Annotated in this window: 12 protein-coding genes; 9 read left to right on the forward strand and 3 right to left on the reverse strand. The window is 45.7% G+C overall.

What is annotated here, in order from left to right; all coding sequences use genetic code 11:
* The first annotated feature begins 24 nt into the window (after positions 1–24).
* On the forward strand, positions 25–2,931 hold the full coding sequence (locus tag SDEN_RS14915; protein ID WP_011497295.1) for a valine--tRNA ligase: 2,907 nt from the start codon (positions 25–27) through the stop codon (positions 2,929–2,931).
* Between the two features lie 81 nt (positions 2,932–3,012).
* Here SDEN_RS14915 and SDEN_RS14920 read toward each other — a convergent pair whose 3' ends face one another.
* Both SDEN_RS14920 and SDEN_RS14925 read right to left on the reverse strand, forming a co-directional pair.
* Positions 3,013–4,635, reverse strand: a complete 1,623-nt coding sequence (locus SDEN_RS14920; RefSeq protein ID WP_011497296.1) for a S8 family serine peptidase — start codon at positions 4,633–4,635, stop codon at positions 3,013–3,015.
* A gap of 438 nt (positions 4,636–5,073) precedes the next feature.
* Positions 5,074–5,553: a hypothetical protein gene (locus SDEN_RS14925; RefSeq protein ID WP_157599865.1), complete on the reverse strand. Its 480-nt coding sequence runs from the start codon at positions 5,551–5,553 to the stop codon at positions 5,074–5,076.
* A 1,151-nt stretch (positions 5,554–6,704) separates the two neighbouring features.
* Between SDEN_RS14925 and SDEN_RS14930 the strand changes: the two genes are divergently transcribed.
* From SDEN_RS14930 to SDEN_RS14955, 6 genes are all read left to right on the forward strand, one after another.
* A complete protein-coding gene (locus tag SDEN_RS14930) occupies positions 6,705–7,172 on the forward strand; it encodes a hypothetical protein (RefSeq protein ID WP_011497298.1) in 468 nt (155 codons plus the stop codon).
* A gap of 146 nt (positions 7,173–7,318) precedes the next feature.
* Positions 7,319–8,176, forward strand: a complete 858-nt coding sequence (locus tag SDEN_RS14935) for a hypothetical protein (RefSeq protein WP_011497299.1) — start codon at positions 7,319–7,321, stop codon at positions 8,174–8,176.
* A 23-nt stretch (positions 8,177–8,199) separates the two neighbouring features.
* Positions 8,200–11,427 carry a carboxypeptidase regulatory-like domain-containing protein gene (locus tag SDEN_RS14940; RefSeq protein WP_157599866.1) on the forward strand — a complete coding sequence of 1,076 codons (3,228 nt, stop codon included), beginning with the start codon at positions 8,200–8,202 and terminating at the stop codon, positions 11,425–11,427.
* Between the two features lie 128 nt (positions 11,428–11,555).
* The gene (locus tag SDEN_RS14945) at positions 11,556–11,972 is read left to right on the forward strand and encodes a DUF4402 domain-containing protein (RefSeq protein WP_041405833.1); all 417 of its coding nucleotides are present in this window, start codon (positions 11,556–11,558) and stop codon (positions 11,970–11,972) included.
* 101 nt (positions 11,973–12,073) lie between these two features.
* Positions 12,074–12,412, forward strand: coding sequence for a PBPRA1643 family SWIM/SEC-C metal-binding motif protein (locus tag SDEN_RS14950; protein WP_011497302.1), 339 nt, complete (start codon positions 12,074–12,076; stop codon positions 12,410–12,412).
* Between the two features lie 127 nt (positions 12,413–12,539).
* Positions 12,540–14,093: an MFS transporter gene (locus SDEN_RS14955; protein ID WP_011497303.1), complete on the forward strand. Its 1,554-nt coding sequence runs from the start codon at positions 12,540–12,542 to the stop codon at positions 14,091–14,093.
* Here SDEN_RS14955 and SDEN_RS14960 read toward each other — a convergent pair.
* On the reverse strand, positions 14,090–14,794 hold the full coding sequence (locus SDEN_RS14960) for a 16S rRNA pseudouridine(516) synthase (RefSeq protein ID WP_011497304.1): 705 nt from the start codon (positions 14,792–14,794) through the stop codon (positions 14,090–14,092). The genes SDEN_RS14955 and SDEN_RS14960 overlap by 4 nt on opposite strands.
* 119 nt (positions 14,795–14,913) lie before the next feature.
* On the opposite strand from SDEN_RS14960, the gene glnD reads away from it, so the two are divergent.
* Both glnD and SDEN_RS14970 read left to right on the forward strand, forming a co-directional pair.
* Complete coding sequence (glnD, locus tag SDEN_RS14965) at positions 14,914–17,538, forward strand: [protein-PII] uridylyltransferase (protein ID WP_011497305.1); 2,625 nt, start codon at positions 14,914–14,916, stop codon at positions 17,536–17,538.
* Positions 17,539–17,583: 45 nt separating this feature from the next.
* On the forward strand, positions 17,584–18,066 hold the full coding sequence (locus SDEN_RS14970) for a YcxB family protein (protein WP_011497306.1): 483 nt from the start codon (positions 17,584–17,586) through the stop codon (positions 18,064–18,066).
* Positions 18,067–18,084: the final 18 nt, after the last annotated feature.

Consider the following 18,084-nt stretch of genomic DNA (forward strand, 5'->3'; position numbering starts at 1 on the left):
TTAGATAGAGAATATAACGCGCCCATGGAAAAAACATACAACCCTAAGTCTATCGAACAGGCCCTTTACCAAAACTGGGAAGAGCAAGGTTACTTCAAGCCCCATGGCGATGAGTCAAAAGGCAATTATTGCATCATGATCCCGCCGCCGAATGTCACCGGTAGCTTGCACATGGGCCATGCCTTCCAAGACACCATAATGGATACCTTAACCCGCTATCAACGCATGAAGGGCAAAAACACCCTTTGGCAAGTGGGTACTGACCACGCCGGTATCGCCACCCAAATGTTGGTTGAGCGCAAACTCGAAGCCGAAGAAGGCAAGACTCGCCATGATTTGGGCCGTGATGCCTTTATCGATAAAGTGTGGGACTGGAAAGCACAATCTGGCGGCACTATCACCAAACAGCTTCGCCGTATGGGCGCCTCAGTCGATTGGGACAGAGAGCGTTTCACCATGGACGAAGGCCTGTCTAAAGCCGTTCAAGAAGTGTTTGTGCGCCTCTATGATGATGAACTCATTTACCGTGGCAAGCGCCTAGTTAACTGGGATCCTAAGCTTCATACCGCAATTTCAGACTTAGAAGTTGAAAACAAAGAGAAGCAAGGCCACATGTGGCATTTTCGCTATCCTTTGGCTGAAGGCGCATTAACAGCCGATGGTAAAGACTATTTAGAAGTCGCCACCACCCGCCCAGAAACCATGCTGGGTGACAGCGCCGTCGCCGTGCACCCAGATGATGAGCGTTACCAGTCACTCATTGGCAAATTCATTCTATTGCCCATCGTTAATCGTTTAATTCCCATTGTGGCCGACGATTATGTGGACATGGCATTTGGCACAGGTTGTGTGAAAATCACCCCAGCCCATGACTTTAACGACTATGAAGTCGGTAAGCGTCATCAATTGCCTATGTACAACATCTTCACTCTAGATGCCGCTGTGCGCAGTTTTGTAGAAGTCATCAACACAGATGGCACGCCAAACAAAGACGTTGAACTTGCCCTACCTGAGCGTTACGTTGGCCTTGACCGCTTTAAAGCCCGTGATGCTATCGTTGCAGAGTTTGAGACCTTAGGTTTACTTGGCAAAATCGATCCCCACGGCTTAAAAGTGCCCTATGGCGATCGCTCAGGGGTGGTGATTGAGCCATTACTGACAGATCAGTGGTACGTTGCGGTTCAGTCTATGGCCAAAACCGCCATCGAAGCGGTTGAAACCGGTGAAATTAAGTTTGTGCCCCAGCAATACGAGAACATGTATTTCTCCTGGATGCGCGACATTAACGATTGGTGTATTTCGCGCCAGTTGTGGTGGGGACACCGCATTCCAGCTTGGTACGATGAAAACGGTAAGGTCTATGTGGGCCGCAATGAAGCCGAAGTGCGCGCTAAGCATAAGCTTGCGGACTCTGCCGTATTGCGCCAAGACGATGACGTATTAGATACCTGGTTTAGCTCGGCCCTGTGGACCTTCTCAACCTTAGGCTGGCCTGACAACTTAGAAGACTTAAAAACCTTCCACCCAACCGATGTATTGGTCACAGGTTTTGACATCATCTTCTTCTGGGTTGCCAGGATGATCATGATGACAATGCATTTCATCAAGGATGAAAACGGCAAACCACAGGTGCCCTTTAAAACCGTGTATGTCACAGGGCTAATTCGTGATGAAGCCGGCAACAAGATGTCAAAATCTAAAGGCAACGTGCTCGATCCACTAGATATGATTGACGGCATCGAGCTTGAAACCTTAGTTGAAAAGCGCACTGGCAACATGATGCAGCCGCAGCTTGCCGCCAAAATTGAAAAGAGCACTCGCAAAGAATTTAGCGAAGGCATCGAAGCCCACGGCACAGATGCACTGCGATTTACCTTAGCGGCCATGGCATCGACGGGCCGCGACATCAACTGGGACATGAAGCGTCTTGATGGTTACCGCAGTTTCTGTAACAAGTTATGGAATGCCTCACGCTATGTGTTAATGAACACAGAGGTGCAAGCCGATCCTGAAAGCAACGCCGCTGGTGAGCCGTTAGATTGTGGTCAACTCTTAGTTGATGGCAAGCCTGGTGCCATGGAGCTGTCATTGGCGGATCGCTGGATCATCGGCTTATTTAACCAAACCGTGAAAACCTTCGATGACCATATGGCCGCCTACCGTTTTGACCTAGCCGCCAACACCTTATACGAGTTCACTTGGAACCAATTCTGTGACTGGTATTTGGAGCTAACAAAGCCGGTAATGCAACACGGCAGCGAAGCGCAAATGCGCGGTACTCGCCATACCTTAGTGACAGTGCTTGAGAAGATGCAGCGTTTGATGCACCCCATCATGCCCTACATCACTGAAACCATTTGGCAGCGGGTTAAGCCACTCGCTGGCGTGACTGGCGATACCTTGATGCTTGCAACCTTCCCAAGCTATCAAGCTGAGCTTGTGGACAATGATGCCATGGCAGATCTTGAGTGGGTGAAACAAGTTATCGTCGCTGTGCGTAATATTCGCGCCGAGCTTAACATAGCCCCTTCTAAGCCACTGAATGCCCTAGTGCGCGGCGTGAGCTACCAAGACCGTATCCGTCTTGAAGCTAACCAAGCCTTCTTCACGAGTCTTGCGAAATTGGAAACCATCACCATACTTGTTGAAGGTGAAACCGCCCCCATGTCCACCACCCAATTTATTGGCGACATGGAGCTACTCATTCCAATGGCAGGCTTGATCGATGTGGCCGCGGAAATGGCCCGTATCGACAAGCAGTTAGAAAAGCTAGCCCAAGAAATTGCCCGCATCGAAGGCAAATTATCGAATCAAGGTTTTGTGGCCAAAGCCCCAGCCGCCGTTATCGATAAAGAACGCGCCAAGATGACCGACTTAAGCCGTGATATTGAAAAATTGAACGAGCAAAAAATCGAGCTCGCCAAGATTTAATCTTGCTCAGCACACAAAAAGGCCAGCTTAACTAAGCTGGCCTTTTTATTGTTGATTTAAAGCTAGTTAACGAGGCAACGCCTAGTTACAGTTGCCAGTCAACTTAGCTTGTAATGCTTCCATTCGACGGCTTTGGCCAGTGGTGCCCGCCTGAGCGCCATTTTGTGCCCAGCCTAACCATCCCATACCAGCAACGTGGGCACGGTATTCAATGTTACAGCCAGCGGGGGCATTATTAAGCCAGACTTTGGTGGCTTCCATTTGACGGCTCTGCCCTGTAGTGCCAGCCACGGCGCCATTACACACAGGCGTCATCCAACCAATATTAGCCACGTGGGCGCTATAGCAAATCTGCATAGTGGAGTTCACTAATTTCATTTGGCTCGCTTCCATACGGCGGCTTTGCCCCGTAGTCCCAGCTGTCGCCCCGTCCTCAACCCAGGCTAACCAGCCCAAGTCGGCAACATGAGCACGATACTCCACTTGCGGCGCTAAGTTATTATCATTAAGTGAATACACCAGCTCGTTGGGCGAGCCAGCATTAGGATTAGTCACTTTATTTTTGGTGCTTCTGCTGCTCACTAGCGAGTCAATTTGCGCGGGTGTTAGGCTATTATTTTCATCTAAATATAACGCCGCAACACCGGCAACATGGGGGGCTGCCATGGATGTACCGCTAATGGTATTAGTGGCATTATCACTGTTATACCAGGCTGAAGTAATTGAAGAGCCTGGCGCAAACACATCTAAACAGCTACCATAATTTGAAAAACTAGAGCGTGCATCGGTATTCGTGGTGGAGCCAACTGTAATGGCTTGTACCGCCCTTGCTGGAGAGAAAGAACAAGCATCGGCATTACTATTTCCTGCCGCAACCACTGTGGTAACCCCAGAGCTGACTAAATTGTTAACCGCATCGTCTATCGCTTGTGAAACGCCGCCACCTAAACTCATGTTCGCAACCGCAGGGTGGGCCGCATTATTATTCACCCAATTAATGCCATTGATTACCCCAGAGTAAGTGCCTGAACCGCTACAGTTTAATACCCTTACACCCACAAGATTGACGTTTTTAGCAACGCCCCAGGTAGAGCCACCGATAGTGCCGGCAACATGGGTACCGTGACCATTACAGTCACTGGCATCATTGTCATTATCGACAAAGTCATAGCCACTGCTTGCACGTCCACCAAATTCTTGGTGACTATTGCGAATACCCGTATCAATAACGTAAGCCGTCACATTGCTGCCATCTTCTTGGTAGTTGTAGTTAGTATCTAGCGGTAAGTCATGTTGATCGATTCTGTCTAAACCCCAAGTTGCATTATTTTGCACCGCTTTAGTCGACATCACAGGATCTAAAGTAATATATTGATCTTGTTCAATATAATTAATATTTTCATCTTGTAACAGTTGTGTAAGTTGCTGTTTATCTGCGGTTACCACAACGCCATTAAGCACGTCATCGAAACGAAGTTTAATTTTCACATTATATTTATTGACCAATGAATCGGCATTGGCGGCAAGCTGTGCCTTGAACGCGTTTTTAGACATAGCGTTAGCCGCTGAATTGAATACCACGATATATTGGTTTTCAACAAAATTTGATGTATCTGTTTGTACCAATTTTGATGGGCTAGCTGCACTGGCCGCAAAAATCGGCAGTGACACCGCAAGCAAGGCAAAATAATTTAATTTGAACATATTGATTATCCTTAAAAAGTCCGTTTACACCACCAATAAAAAATTACAGCTGAGTCGGCTTCAGTCAATTGCTCCTGATGGAAAGCAATTATGACTTACCATGCTTCGCAGCAAATTTTTTTCATTGGTAGGCAGTTAAAATGAGTTAGCTAAATTAAATTTTAAATACATCACAGATTGGGGAAACCAACTGAGATAGGACAAGTTAATTCAAACAACACACGCAGGCGATAACCATACAGATACATTTAAGTAACATTTAAGTAACACTTAAGCAGCATACGTGTGTGATATCGGCACTAGATGAACGACTTAGATAGTAGCCTGTGGCGATGCTGAGATCACCATGCGATCGGGGGAAACCCTGCGCTTATCTCACCGCTACAAAGGTCCCTGTAACGAAATGAAAACCGCCATTGTTGCGGGGGGCATAGCTGGCTATTGCTCTTGGATTGATATTATATATTGAGGGTTTTTAACCCCTTGTGAATTTTTTTTATTAGCAATCAACTTGGCACCTATCTCAACAAACTCGCCATTAACACCTGGATTGACTAAGCCGGAAACAGGAAAAGAAGTATAAGTTTTATTCTTGTACCTCACTCTAATTCGATTCAAATCAACAAAAGGCTCATTAGCCAGAGAGATAAAATCCAAGCTAATGGGCAAGTTGGTGTCTGAGGTCACTAGGTAGCGCCCTTGGTGGTAATCATCATCTAATAATGTGGTATTAGTGCTGTTGCCAATCTCGCCTTTCCAGTTCACTTCAACAACAGTATTTTTATTAAAGTGCATTAATGCTGTGGGGAATTTAAGTGGCTGCACTTCACTAATACTTATCTCAGCATAAGTGGCTGGCGCCAACAGGACGCAGGGCAGGATCACCAAGCAGCCAAGCATTCGCCTAGTTAAACTCAAACAATTAATCCTCAAATGACTAAATCTCAACTTATTCGCTGTCAAACTGCAATAGCTCAACTGACACAAACTGAAGACCAGACATAATAACTTACACGGCAATATTAAAGAACCCATAAAATTCAACAGATTACAGAGGTGAGTACTAAAAACACTTATCGATAAAGATAAAAGCATCGAAAAGATCATTTATCACAATTTATCTTTGATCATCTCATGAATAATCCCAGCCATCAATGATTAAAAATAACACAAATTAATTCTCCCCCCCTTACCGATGAATCTTTCTGCAATCCCTATGGCTAAATTTTCATGACAACGCAGCCTTAATAACACCACTATACATGGATGGCTGAAATCAAATCACCTCATAATCTTGCTGAATGATAAGTTAATAACTAAAACCGTATAAATGTAAATTCAAATTCACATTTATATGTTCTGCTTTAAAATAAAAATGGAGGAGATAGGCCAAGTCAATTATAAGAACTTGGTACATAAATGATAAGCAATGCCCATTTAAATGATTATTACTGAAATAATAGTCACTCTCAAACACTGACCATTTAAACCTTGACAAAAACAAACGAAAACACAATAAAAACGATTAAATACATAGTGATATCTGCGACAAAAATACATTAATCATTGAATGCAACTCAATAACCTAAAGCCTTTTATTCATGAAAACCAGGGCCTAAACGGCTATAATCAATAAATAAAATGGACCATAATCCGTCAAAAAAAACTAGTATTATTCACTTGAAACCTCAACGTCTTCCCTTAGTTAAGGGAATCGCTGTATTAGCAGCCGATAAACTATAAAAAGCTTAAATACTTTAATGTTTAAAATAATAAAAATTATTTCAAACGACGTATTGACGATAATTGCCTGTACAAAATAACGACAATATAAAATTAACTGTTTGATACTATTAGGCTCACGTTAGAATTAACAAGCTGCAACGCCACCATTGTCTTACTTGAAAAACAAGCAAAAGCGCTCAAAATGAAATCAAAATGTTGCAAAATATTTCAATCTTGGTAAATTAGCCGTGCTAACAAGTCTAATCTCTTGTTTGCATTGAAATATTAAGCACACCTAAAATGTGCAGTAAATAAAATAATTAATTTAAACTCTGGGACTCAAAATGACAAACAAACTACTACTTTCTACACTTATCGCCTCTAGCCTTTTAATTGCCTCACAAGCTAACGCTGCTGATGGCACAGGTACTGCAAATTTTAATCTAGTTGCACCAATCACTGTTACTGAAGCCACGCAAATGCAATTGGGTGACATTAGTATTCTTGCTGATGGCAGCTGTGCAATCGACACTTCAGGTACACTAACTGGCTCAAACTGTGTTGCAGGTGGTGCTGCAGAAGCTGCTGGTTCATTCACTATCGCAGCCGCTAACGGCACAGTTAACCTTTCTGTTTCTGGTGCTGATACCAGCGTTTCAGGGGTAACTTTCACGCCTTCACTGGATTCTGCTACTACAACAGTTGTCGCTAACGCAGCGACAGTTAATGTTGCGGGTTCAGTCGCAATCGTGTCTGCGTCTGCGGCTACAGGCGCGCAAGCACTAAGCTATACTCTGTCTGTCGTTTATTAATAAGCCACTTGTTTAATTTGATTATATCAAATTAAACAAAAAGCCCCGCTGTGGGGCTTTTTTCGTTATCAGTACTGAGCTCGATGTAAGCTAACCATAACAAGAATCGATGATATAAATTCATCCACATTAGCTGGGCAAAACTTATGAACAAACAATTACTCTTATGCACTGCCGCCCTACTCCTAGGCAGCGCTTTTTCTCACTCCTTGCAGGCAAACCTGTTGGTGACCCCAACTAGGGTGGAGCTGGATGATAAGCGCGCCAAAAGTGCAGTATTCTCCTTGGTTAACAAGGGCACTAGCACCTCACGCTATGAAGTGTATTTCGAAGAGAAGCGCATGCTACCCAGTGGTGAGTTTGCAACCTTAGGTAAAAATGGCGGATTAGAAGAAACTAAGCTTGTCGCTGACGAGGCGCTCACTTCACAGATGCAGGCGACTTCCATCGCCAAATATCTACGCTACTCCCCAAGAAGAATGACCTTAGAGCCGGAGCAAGGTGGCCGGGTTCGTTTAGCCCTTCGAGCACCTAAAGACTTACCTGAGGGCGAGTACCGCAGCTATATCGTGTTTCACCAAATCCCCTTAGCCCCAAAAGCCCTGAATACTGATGCTAACAAGGACAACCAATCGTTAAGCTTAACGATTTCGGCTTATATGAAAATTGCCATTCCGGTCTTTTTACGTGTGGGTGACTTAAAAGCCGATATCAGCCTAAACACAGGGAAACTCGAGCTGTCACAAGGCGAGCAAAGCCTGCAGGTGACTTTGCACAGGCAAGGGGCGCGCTCTAGCTATGGTAGCTTAGACATCATCAATGCTGTGGATAATCAAGTGCTAGGCTCATTAAAAAACGCCGCTGTATATCACGAGCTCAATGAAAAGTCTTATACCGTCCCCTTAAGCAACACTGTCTTGCCCGGCAGTGAATTGATCATTCGTTACACTGAGAATGATAGCTTATTTGACTCTCAAAGCATTGAAACTCGGCTCCGCTTTTAAGATGGTGAATTTCATCTTGTAATATGAATCCGCACTTGCTTAAGCGCGCCTTCAAGCATGGCCTTAACGGGGCCATGCTACTGCTGCTTTGGGAAATAATAACCCCCGCTCTTGATATCGATGATTTTACTTTAGGCTACAAGCTGGCTTTGCTGCATCAAAACCTTCAAACCGAAGAGGCAAGTAAAAGGCTTAACCCAAGGTTAGCCAAAATACCGAAGCCAGCCTCAATCGAGCCTGAATCAGCCTACATAAAAGCCGAAAAAGTGGCACCGTCTACAATCTCAGCCGCTATTCCCTTATCAAGTGCAAGTGCAAATCCCAGTAGCCATTCCAGTAACCATTTCAGTACAGATCCCAAAGCCCGGGCTAAGACAAGTGTCGAAACGAGTGATGCAGAAACGCCAGTGACTCATGCCATGACTACCGAGGATGCAACGCCAAACAAGCTATCGCCTAGCACAGTTACAAAGCCAACTCGATTTCAGCCCCACAGTCAGCCAATAACAACGCCTGAGGTGTTGACTCAGGTAAATGGCAATGTCGATGCCATGAGCGGAGCGACAGCTCTAGCCCCAAGAGCCATAAATCCAATCAACGCCTCAAGGGCCACTGAGTCGATGAGTTCTGCCATACCATCGGCTTCTTCAGCACCTGTTGCTATGTCATCGTCAGCGCCATCGACAGCGCCTTCTGCTGCAGTTTCAACAGCCTCTTCCACAAGTTCATCAAACGAGCAGGGGACAGCCCCCCAGCAAGACTTGCCTCAGTGCCAGCGACCGGTAAATCGCATTTATGTGACTAAAAAAGGTCAAGAAGAGCACTTTATTGTTACTCAGCTGAATTATGGCAAAACGCCATTATCCGACGATATGTTTGCCTACCAAAAAAATGACAAGATGTACCTGCCACTGCAATTTTTAGCCGAGCAATTGATGCTGGCGGTGCAGGTGGAGATGAATGAGCTAACGGCCACGGGCTGGTTTATCGACCCTAAGCATGCCATTAAGCTGAGTCAGAATGTCATGCAATACTTGAGTCATAATCATGATTGCAATGCTGACGCGACGACTGTGTTTTTCGATGATTGGGACCTGTATCTTGAGCGAGACATCATAGCGCAAATGTTTGGCCTGCAATTGAGTTTCGATTCCGCACGCCAACGCTTCGATCTTAAGGAGCAGGCCAGCATTCCACTGAGTCAATTGCTGGCGCGGCAGCAACGCTATCAACTGTTTAACAATCAAAAAAAACAAGGCAAGCTTGAAAGTAAGGCTGTGAAAAATGAATATGCCCAAGTGGGGGATTTAGCCCTGCATGTGGATGTGGGGCTTCGCAGCCAATCCATTAAGGGTGAAACTAGGCACAGCCCAGATGGCTTTATTCAAAGCCGCGCCGATATTCTCGGCCACAGCAGTTATCTGGGTTACTCCTGGTCAGAACAAGGGAAAAATCTTAACGCCTATATAGAGAAAAACCTGCAAGACAGCTGGGTAAAGCACTATCGTTTAGGCAGTGTCAACGGCCATAGTTTGTCTTTGGTGAGCAGTGGCAATTTTGGTCAGGGAATAGTGGTGAGTGGCGGCGATAACTTCGATACCGATCTCAGGCACATCATAGTCGAAGGGGAAAATGAGCCCGACTGGGATGTTGAGCTTTACCGTAACAACAGTTTAGTGTCTGTGCAGCGTGTTAGCAGCGATGGCCGCTATCGCTTCGAAGAAGTGCCCTACTTTATTGGCTTAAACCAATACCAACTGCGCTTCTTTGGTCCCAATGGTGAGAGCCGAGTCGAGTCATTCAGCAAATTATTAGACCCAAGTCTTATGGAGGCCGGCAGCTTCGGCGTCGACATGGGCATGATGCAGCGTGAGCAAGATGAGCTTAAGCAGTTTTATGCCAGTGCCAACTGGGCCGTGTCAGATAACGTCACCACAGGCCTTGCCTTAGTGCAGCAAGAAGTTGCCGTCGATGACTGGTTACTGACCCCTAAACTCAGTGTAAGTTTGGTCAGTGATGCCAGCGTGTTGCAAGCAAGTCTTGCCCACAATGATAGCGGCAGTGCTATGAGCCTAGTGGCCCAAGGCAGTGGTGAGCTGTTAGATTGGCAAGCCCAGTGGGACAGCTTCGATGGTTTTATCAGTTGGGATAACCCAGATGCACAGCTTAAGCAGGCAGCTGGAGTGAATATCAGCGGCAATTTAAGTGATAGCCACTTAAGTTGGTCTCTTGGGGGACAGTGGCGTGAACAGCTGTTTGGATCAGATTCCAGCCAATTAAGTGCCACCTTATCCGGACAGTTTCAGCAGTTTTCACTGAGTAACACAGTGAATTATTTAATCTCAGCCCAAAGCGAGCTTTGGTCTAATCGACTCTCTCTTTCCGGGCGTAAGGATGAGTGGTATTTAAGAAGCTATTTAGATATGACTCTCTCTCCAGAGGTTAACTTAAATCAATGGGTCATCAATGCCAGCCGATCAATTAACGATGCTGCAAACTATCAATTTGAGTTGATTTATCAGCCGCAAGCCTTGGCGCCCTATGCAGTGCGTAACACCTTGTCATATTTTCTTGATATCGGCGCCGTGCGCCTTGCGCTGGAGAATAACTCCCAGGGTGATTGGAGCGCGCAGCTGAAATGGAGCAGTTCACTCTTGTATATGCCGGATGAAAACCAGTGGCTTATGGACAGAATTAGCTACCTTAGTACCGGCAGCGTTAAGATCATCGCTTTCCAAGATGACAATAATGATGGCGTGAAAAATCCAGATGAAATTGCCATCAGTGGGCTTACCTTCTCCGGCCACCGAGATGCCAGCAAAAGCACAGATGATGACGGTGAGCTGCTACTGACCCATTTACAAACCAGTCGCCCTCATAAACTCGTGCTCAATGATAACTCCTTGCCGGATCCCTTCTTAGTGCCAAGGGATAGGGCCCTTTCTATCGAAGCGCACCCTGGCAATGTGCAAGACATCTATTTCCCCGTGCTATTTACCGCAGAGCTCGAAGGTGAAGCCTATTTCGATGACGACACCCCTGCTAGAGGCACCTTAGTGACCCTGACTCATAAAATCAGTAAGGAAAGCCACAGCGCCCGAGTGGAATATGATGGTATCTTCATGTTTGCGGGTTTGATGCCTGGGGAGTACGAGCTTGCCATTAATCCAAGGGCACCGGCGAGCACCATAATTCAAGATGTGAGCCTAAAACCTGGGGACTACTTTAGCTTAGCTCCCTTTAAACTCTAACCGCAGCAGTGTAAAACCGCTCACGCTGTGGCGACAACGGCGAGTAAAAATATTTTCACGCGTGCAAGCTGTTTGGCAAACAACTCTCTATACTCATGCTACGGCTCTCTAAGACGAAGGCAAATAGCATGAATATAATTTTACTTGCCAGCGCAGTGGCACAAGCCCACTTCACCTTAGTCAGCCCGCTGGGGATTGAAGAAGCGCAAACGCTGGATCTTGGGAAAATAACCAATAGCGTCAGCCTCTATTGCCAGTTGGATGCCAGTCAGCGCCAAGGCGATGGCTGCGTGAATTCCGATAGCCAATTAGCTAAGTTTTATTTCTCTGGTGCGGCGAATAGCCAAATAAAGGTGGTATTGCAACCTATGAGTAATAGTGATTTCACCTTCACCCCTTTACTGCCAAATGGCGGTCAGACTCAGACCTTCACATTAATTCAAGGTCCGTTAGAGGTCGCCATCGGTGGCCGCTTGGATGTCAAAGCTGGCGCCAGCGAGGGGGAGCAAGAGATAAGCTATACCATAGAGGTTAACTATATTTAGCTCTATTTTTAACAAGAACACTAAACAAAATTTGCTCAAAAAGGCTATTTTGTAGTATAAGCTGTCGCCATTATCTTCCCCTGTATTTTAGGTTTGACTCCATGTCTGATAAATTCTTTTTTAAAGGCCGTAAAACGCCCAAGCCCGCCTACGGCGAAAGTGGCTATAACACCAAACGCTTAGCCAAGTTAGGCACTAAAGAGCATCCTTTAGTGCTCAGCGTTCAGAGCCAAGCCCGTTTAGATGAAGTGAATGCCCTATTAGCCGAGCATCAACTGATAGCTTCAGTCACTTTAGATGCTGACAAAGCCGAAGACACAGTGCAGTTGATGGGTATCATCAATAAGCCAACAACAGTCAGTTTCGAGGCGAAGCCTAACCGCAATGAGCCTTGCCCCTGCGGCAGCGGTGCTAAATACAAGAAATGTTGCGGCGCCTAAACTCAACAGTACCACTGATTAAATGCCGACTAATGTCGGCATTTTTTTTGGTATTTTGACTCGATTTAGGTAGAGTGTGCCATTGATGTCTATTTTCATAAAAATAATAACAAAAAGAGGAAAAACTATGGCTGGGACAAGCCCGAGTGGCAACGATTTAACCGAAGTAAAACAGCTGGGAATGTGGGCCTCCATCACCAGCTTAGGTTACATTTTCTGGCTAGTTGGCGGCATGGAGCTGGTTGAACGAATCGCTTATTACGGCGTTAAAGCCAGTGCTGGTCTGTATGCTAAATCCCCAGTATCCGAAGGCGGCCTTGGCATAAATCTACATGACTACGGCATCATTCTTGCGGTTTGGGCACTATTGCAAACCTTTATACCTGTAATAAGCGGTGGCATTTCAGACCGTGTGGGTTACAAAGAGACCATTTTTGTCTCCACTATAATCAAAATCTCAGGATATCTTGCCATGGCGTTGATGCCTGATTTTTGGGGATTTCTTATTGGCGCCATGCTACTTGCCGCAGGTACTGGGATATTTAAGCCTGGCATTCAGGGCACCTTAGTGCTTTCCACCAAGCGAGAAAACACCTCCATGGCGTGGGGAATTTTCTATCAAGTGGTCAATATTGGTGGCTTCCTCGGCCCATTGGTTGCTGTGCATATGCGTCAGTTATCTTGGGATAATGTGTTCTATGCCTGCGCGGCGATTATCTCATTAAACTTCTTATTTTTACTGGCTTACAAGGAGCCTGGTAAACAAGACAGGTTAGAGCGTGCCCGCAAAGTAAAGTCCGGTGAAATCAAGCAAGAGGCACTGTGGAGAGATGCCCTGCGTGAGCTTAAAAAGCCCGTTGTTATCTATTACATGCTGGTGTTTGCAGGTTTTTGGTTTTTATATAATTCACTGTTTGATGTACTGCCTATTCACATTTCTGAATGGGTGGATACCAGCATTATCGTCACCTCTTTATTTGGTCCAGAAGGCACAAGTAACGGCATATTGCAGTTTTGGCTTGGGTTAAATAATGAAGGTACTAAGGTGATGCCTGAAGGCATGCTTAACATTAATACCGGCATGATCATGACCTCTTGTTTCTTAGTCGCCGCCTTTACCGCTAAATATAGGGTCACCACCGCCATGTTCATCGGCTGCTTATTAAGCATTGCCGCCATCATGTTGGTTGGGGTATTTAACGCCGCCTGGATGATAGTGCTGGCCATTGCTATGTTCTCATTTGGCGAGATGATGATAAGCCCGAAAAAGAATGAGTTTATGGGTAATATCGCCCCTGAAGGCAAGAAAGCCATGTATTTGGGTTTTGTGATGCTGCCACAGGGCATAGGTTGGACTTTAGAAGGTTATTTTGCCCCTAAGCTTTATCAAATCTATGCCTCTAAAGAAGTGTTTTCTCGGGAAGATTTAATCATTCGCGGCATGAGCCAAGCGGATGTGGATGCCATACCTCAAGGGGAAGCCTTCACTCGACTGGTTGAGTTTTCCGGCATGCAGGCACAAGAGCTGACTCACTTACTCTATGAGGCCCATAATATCGGCATGGCTTGGTACATTATTGGCGCCATTGGGATTATTTCCGCTGTGGGCATTTATCTCTATGGAAAATGGCTACTAGGGCTTCAGCGTCAAGAAGCGGCGCTCCAAGGGCAACCTGCCTAAAACAGTGCGATTTCTGCTGGTGTCAGGTGACGAAACTCACCTGGCGCCAGTGTTTCATCGAGTACTAATTCCCCTATGGCTTCCCTGTGAAGGCCAATAACCGGATTTCGAAAGCGGCCAAACATACGTTTTATCTGATGATACTTGCCTTCTTTTAGGCTCACTCTCGCCTGATACTCTGACAGTATTTCAAACCCCGCCGCCTGGGTCGTAATGCCCTCAAAGGCGAAATACATGCCGCCTGCAAACGCACTGATATAGGTTTCATCGATGGGATTGGCTAAGGTCACTAGGTACTTTTTGCTCACCTTGTTATCTGGTGACATCAAGGCTTCTGACCAACGGGCATCATTGGTGATAAGCAATAATCCGCTTGAGTTCAAATCGAGACGGCCTGCAATGTGCAGCATCTCAAGCTTTATCCCATGGAGTAATTCCAAAGCCGTTTTATGAATATCATCCTTGGTAGCACTCACCACGCCAACAGGCTTATTGAGCATCAAATAACAGGGCTGATTATTTTGCAGCGCCGCGCCATCCACACACACTTGGCTAAACTCATCAAGCTGAAGATCCATGTCTTTAATTATCATGTTATCTACACTGACCCGACCCGCCAGTAGCATAAAGCGCACCGATTTACGGGGGACTTGCAATTTACCGGCAAGAAATTGATCGAGCCTAGCTCGCTTAGACGCCATAAGAGTTACATAGTATTGAATTAAAATAATACGCCATTATGTGCAATTTGAGTTCACAGAGTAAATGCCTTATTCTAAAACACTTATCTTTTTCATAGATAAGCAAAAAAAGGATCCCCATGTTAGCCCATAGCGCAGCAAGTGAGCTCAATCCCCACATGAGCATTGCTCAATTCAAGCAAGCCATTGCCCAAATGGATGCCTATTTAGAGCAAAATGTCAGCCATTTCGATATCAATGACAGCCTCAAATACCGTGCTCAGTTCTTCGATACACTGCTCTGCTCCCTATGGAACAACTTATCCCTGTGCAGTGAAAGCATCTCCTTAAATGCCGTCGGCGGTTATGGCCGTCAAACCTTACATCCCTATTCCGATATCGACATTTGTCTGGTGCATGACAAACCATTAACCCAAGTTGAATCTGAAAAGATAAGCGGTTTTTTAACTCAATTGTGGGATCTGGGTATTGAGCTAGGCCACGGGGTTCGAAGCCTTGAGGATACCTTTCTTGCCTGTAAGGAAGACGTCACCACGGCCACCAGCTTATTAGAAATACGCCATCTGGCAGGCGCCGGTCACCATGAGCAGCGCGTACTGGGCGCCTTATACGGCCAAGACTTGTGGCACAGTGAGGCCTTTTTTAATGCCAAGCTTGCTGAGCAACGTCAACGCCACGCCAAAGCCCAAGGCACGGCATACAGCATAGAGCCCAACCTAAAAACCAGCCCGGGGGGAATGCGAGATATCCAGACCTTAACTTGGGTTGCCCGCAAGCATTTTGCCGTTGCCGATATGCAGCAGCTGCGCCGATTTAACTTCTTTACCAATGATGAGTATGCCGAGCTAATGGAGTGCCAGAACTTCCTCTGGCGAGTGCGCTTTGCCCTGCATCAAGCCGCCAAGCGAAGTGAAAACAGACTATTACTCCAGTATCAAGCCGATGTCGCCCGCCTTATGGGCTTTGGTGATAGCGGTAATATCATCATAGAAAAGATGATGCGCCAGCTGTTTAGGGCCATGAAGCGCATTAAAGAGCTCAATCAGATGTTATTGGCGTATTTTGCTCGGGAAATCAGCCCGCAGATCGAGCATCAGCAAATAAAAATCAATTCTCAATTTGAAATTTTAGATAAGCACATCCACGCGGTTCATGAAGACGTGTTTATCGACCGCACTCAGATTATGGCCTTATTTGAACTGGTGGCTGTCCACCATCAAGACATAGTGGGCATCACTCCAGAAACCTTACGTTTACTACGTCAAGTGAGACGCCGCTTGATGGGCGACTTACAGGACTTTCATGCCTGCAGAGAGAAGTTTTTACGAATTTTCAAGCACCCTCAAGGGATGGGGCTCGCCATCAGTTTAATGCACCAGCATGGCATATTAGCCTCATACCTCCCCCAATGGCGGGAAGTCGTGGGCCAGATGCAGTTTGATTTATTTCATGCCTACACTGTGGATGAGCACACCCACAAGTTGTTGAAAAAAATCCATCAATTTCGCCAAGGCAGTTTAGGCGGTAGCAATAGTTTAGCCTCTGATATTTTTCAAAAGATGTCCGCCAAAGAATCCTTGCTGTTTGCCGCCCTGTTTCACGATTTAGCCAAGGGCCGCGGCGGCGATCATAGCGAGCTGGGTGCCGTGGATGCGGCGCAATTTGCGAAATTTCATGGCCTTAAAAAATCACAGCAACATCTGATCACTTGGCTAGTGGAGCATCACCTATTGATGTCCATCACCTCCCAACGGATGGATATTTACGATCTTGAAGTGGTCAATACCTTTGCCAAAGCCGTGGGCAGCCAGAGCCGTCTCGATGCACTCTACTGCCTGACTGTGGCGGATATTCAAGCCACCAATGATGATTTATGGAATGATTGGAAGGCGAGTTTACTTAAAGATCTGTACTTCGCCACCCGTAAAGCACTGCAAAACGGCTTTCAAAATGTCCTGCAATTGCGAAGCCAAATAAGAGAGCAAAAACAAGAAGCCCTAAGCTTGTTAATTAATGAGATGTCTTTAGAGTCAGTGCAACGCCTGTGGAAACGCTTGCCACTGTCATTTTTTAGCAACACAGAAGCCGATGATATCGCCCGTTACACCTTAGCCATATATCAGCACGACTTAGCCGCAAGCCAAGACAATACACCCGCCAGCACCTTGATTTTAATCGAAGACTCGCAATTTAAGGCCAGCACAGATGTGTTTGTTTACACTAAGGATAAACCCGGATTATTCGTTAAACTCTTTAACACCTTAGGCGCTCTGCGTATTTCGGTTAAGCAAGCGCAAATCTCAAAGACCAAAGATGGCTCAGTGGTGGAGTCATTTAAAGTGTTAGATTTTGACGAAAAGCCCATAGCAAACAGTCAAAGACGTCAGCAAATCAGCAGTAAATTGCTGCAAGTACTGGATCAAGGCGCCAGCATACCCAAGAAACGCACTCCGAGGCACAGCCAAACCTTTAGCAGTAAACCCAATATCGAGTATTTACATACTAAGCATTTTAATCGCAGTTTATTGCATATTTCGGCCTTGGAGACCAGCGAGTTTATGGAACAAATCTCTAAAGCTTTTAGAACCTTAGAGTTAAATATCCATGCGGCGTCTATCAATACCGTAGGCGAAAGGGCCGATAATGTGTTTTTGCTCTCAAATGGTGAAGGACATGCACTCAGCGCGGAAGAACAAGAAAAGCTGAGGGTTTTATTAGTGAGCTTCATTACATCCCCAGTATAATCGTCATTAACGTATTAATAGTCACATTAAGGTTTAGCAGCACACATGGAAAACAGCTTCCACTATTCGACCGAATTCACTTTGGATAAATCACATTACGATGAATGTTATTCTGAGTCTATGCCAGCCAGTACTAGCCCCAAAGCCTATATAAAGGCGGGAGCCTTTATGCTGTTTGGCATTGCATTGGTGTTTACCGACATCAATAGATATCTAGTGTATTTCTTTATCGGCCTTGGCATTATTGAAGCCCTACATGTGAAATACCATAAACCTTGGTATCTGATGCGCCAAATGATGAGTAAAGCTGCCGGCAACCAAGTGACCTTAATCATCAATGATAACGGCATTCATACTCGCTCCGATTATGTTAACCACAGCATTGAATGGGCCAGTGTTAATAACATTAGTGTCACAGAGCAAGGTTTTTTGATTGCGGTAAAAAATGGAAAAAGCTATATTTCAAAACGCTGTTTAAATCAGGAGGCCATTGCCTTTATTCTGACTAAGACAGTTCCAAGCAGCTAAAAACAGACCTTAAAAGGT

It is taken from the genome of Shewanella denitrificans OS217, from assembly GCF_000013765.1.
GTDB classification, from domain to species: domain Bacteria; phylum Pseudomonadota; class Gammaproteobacteria; order Enterobacterales; family Shewanellaceae; genus Shewanella; species Shewanella denitrificans.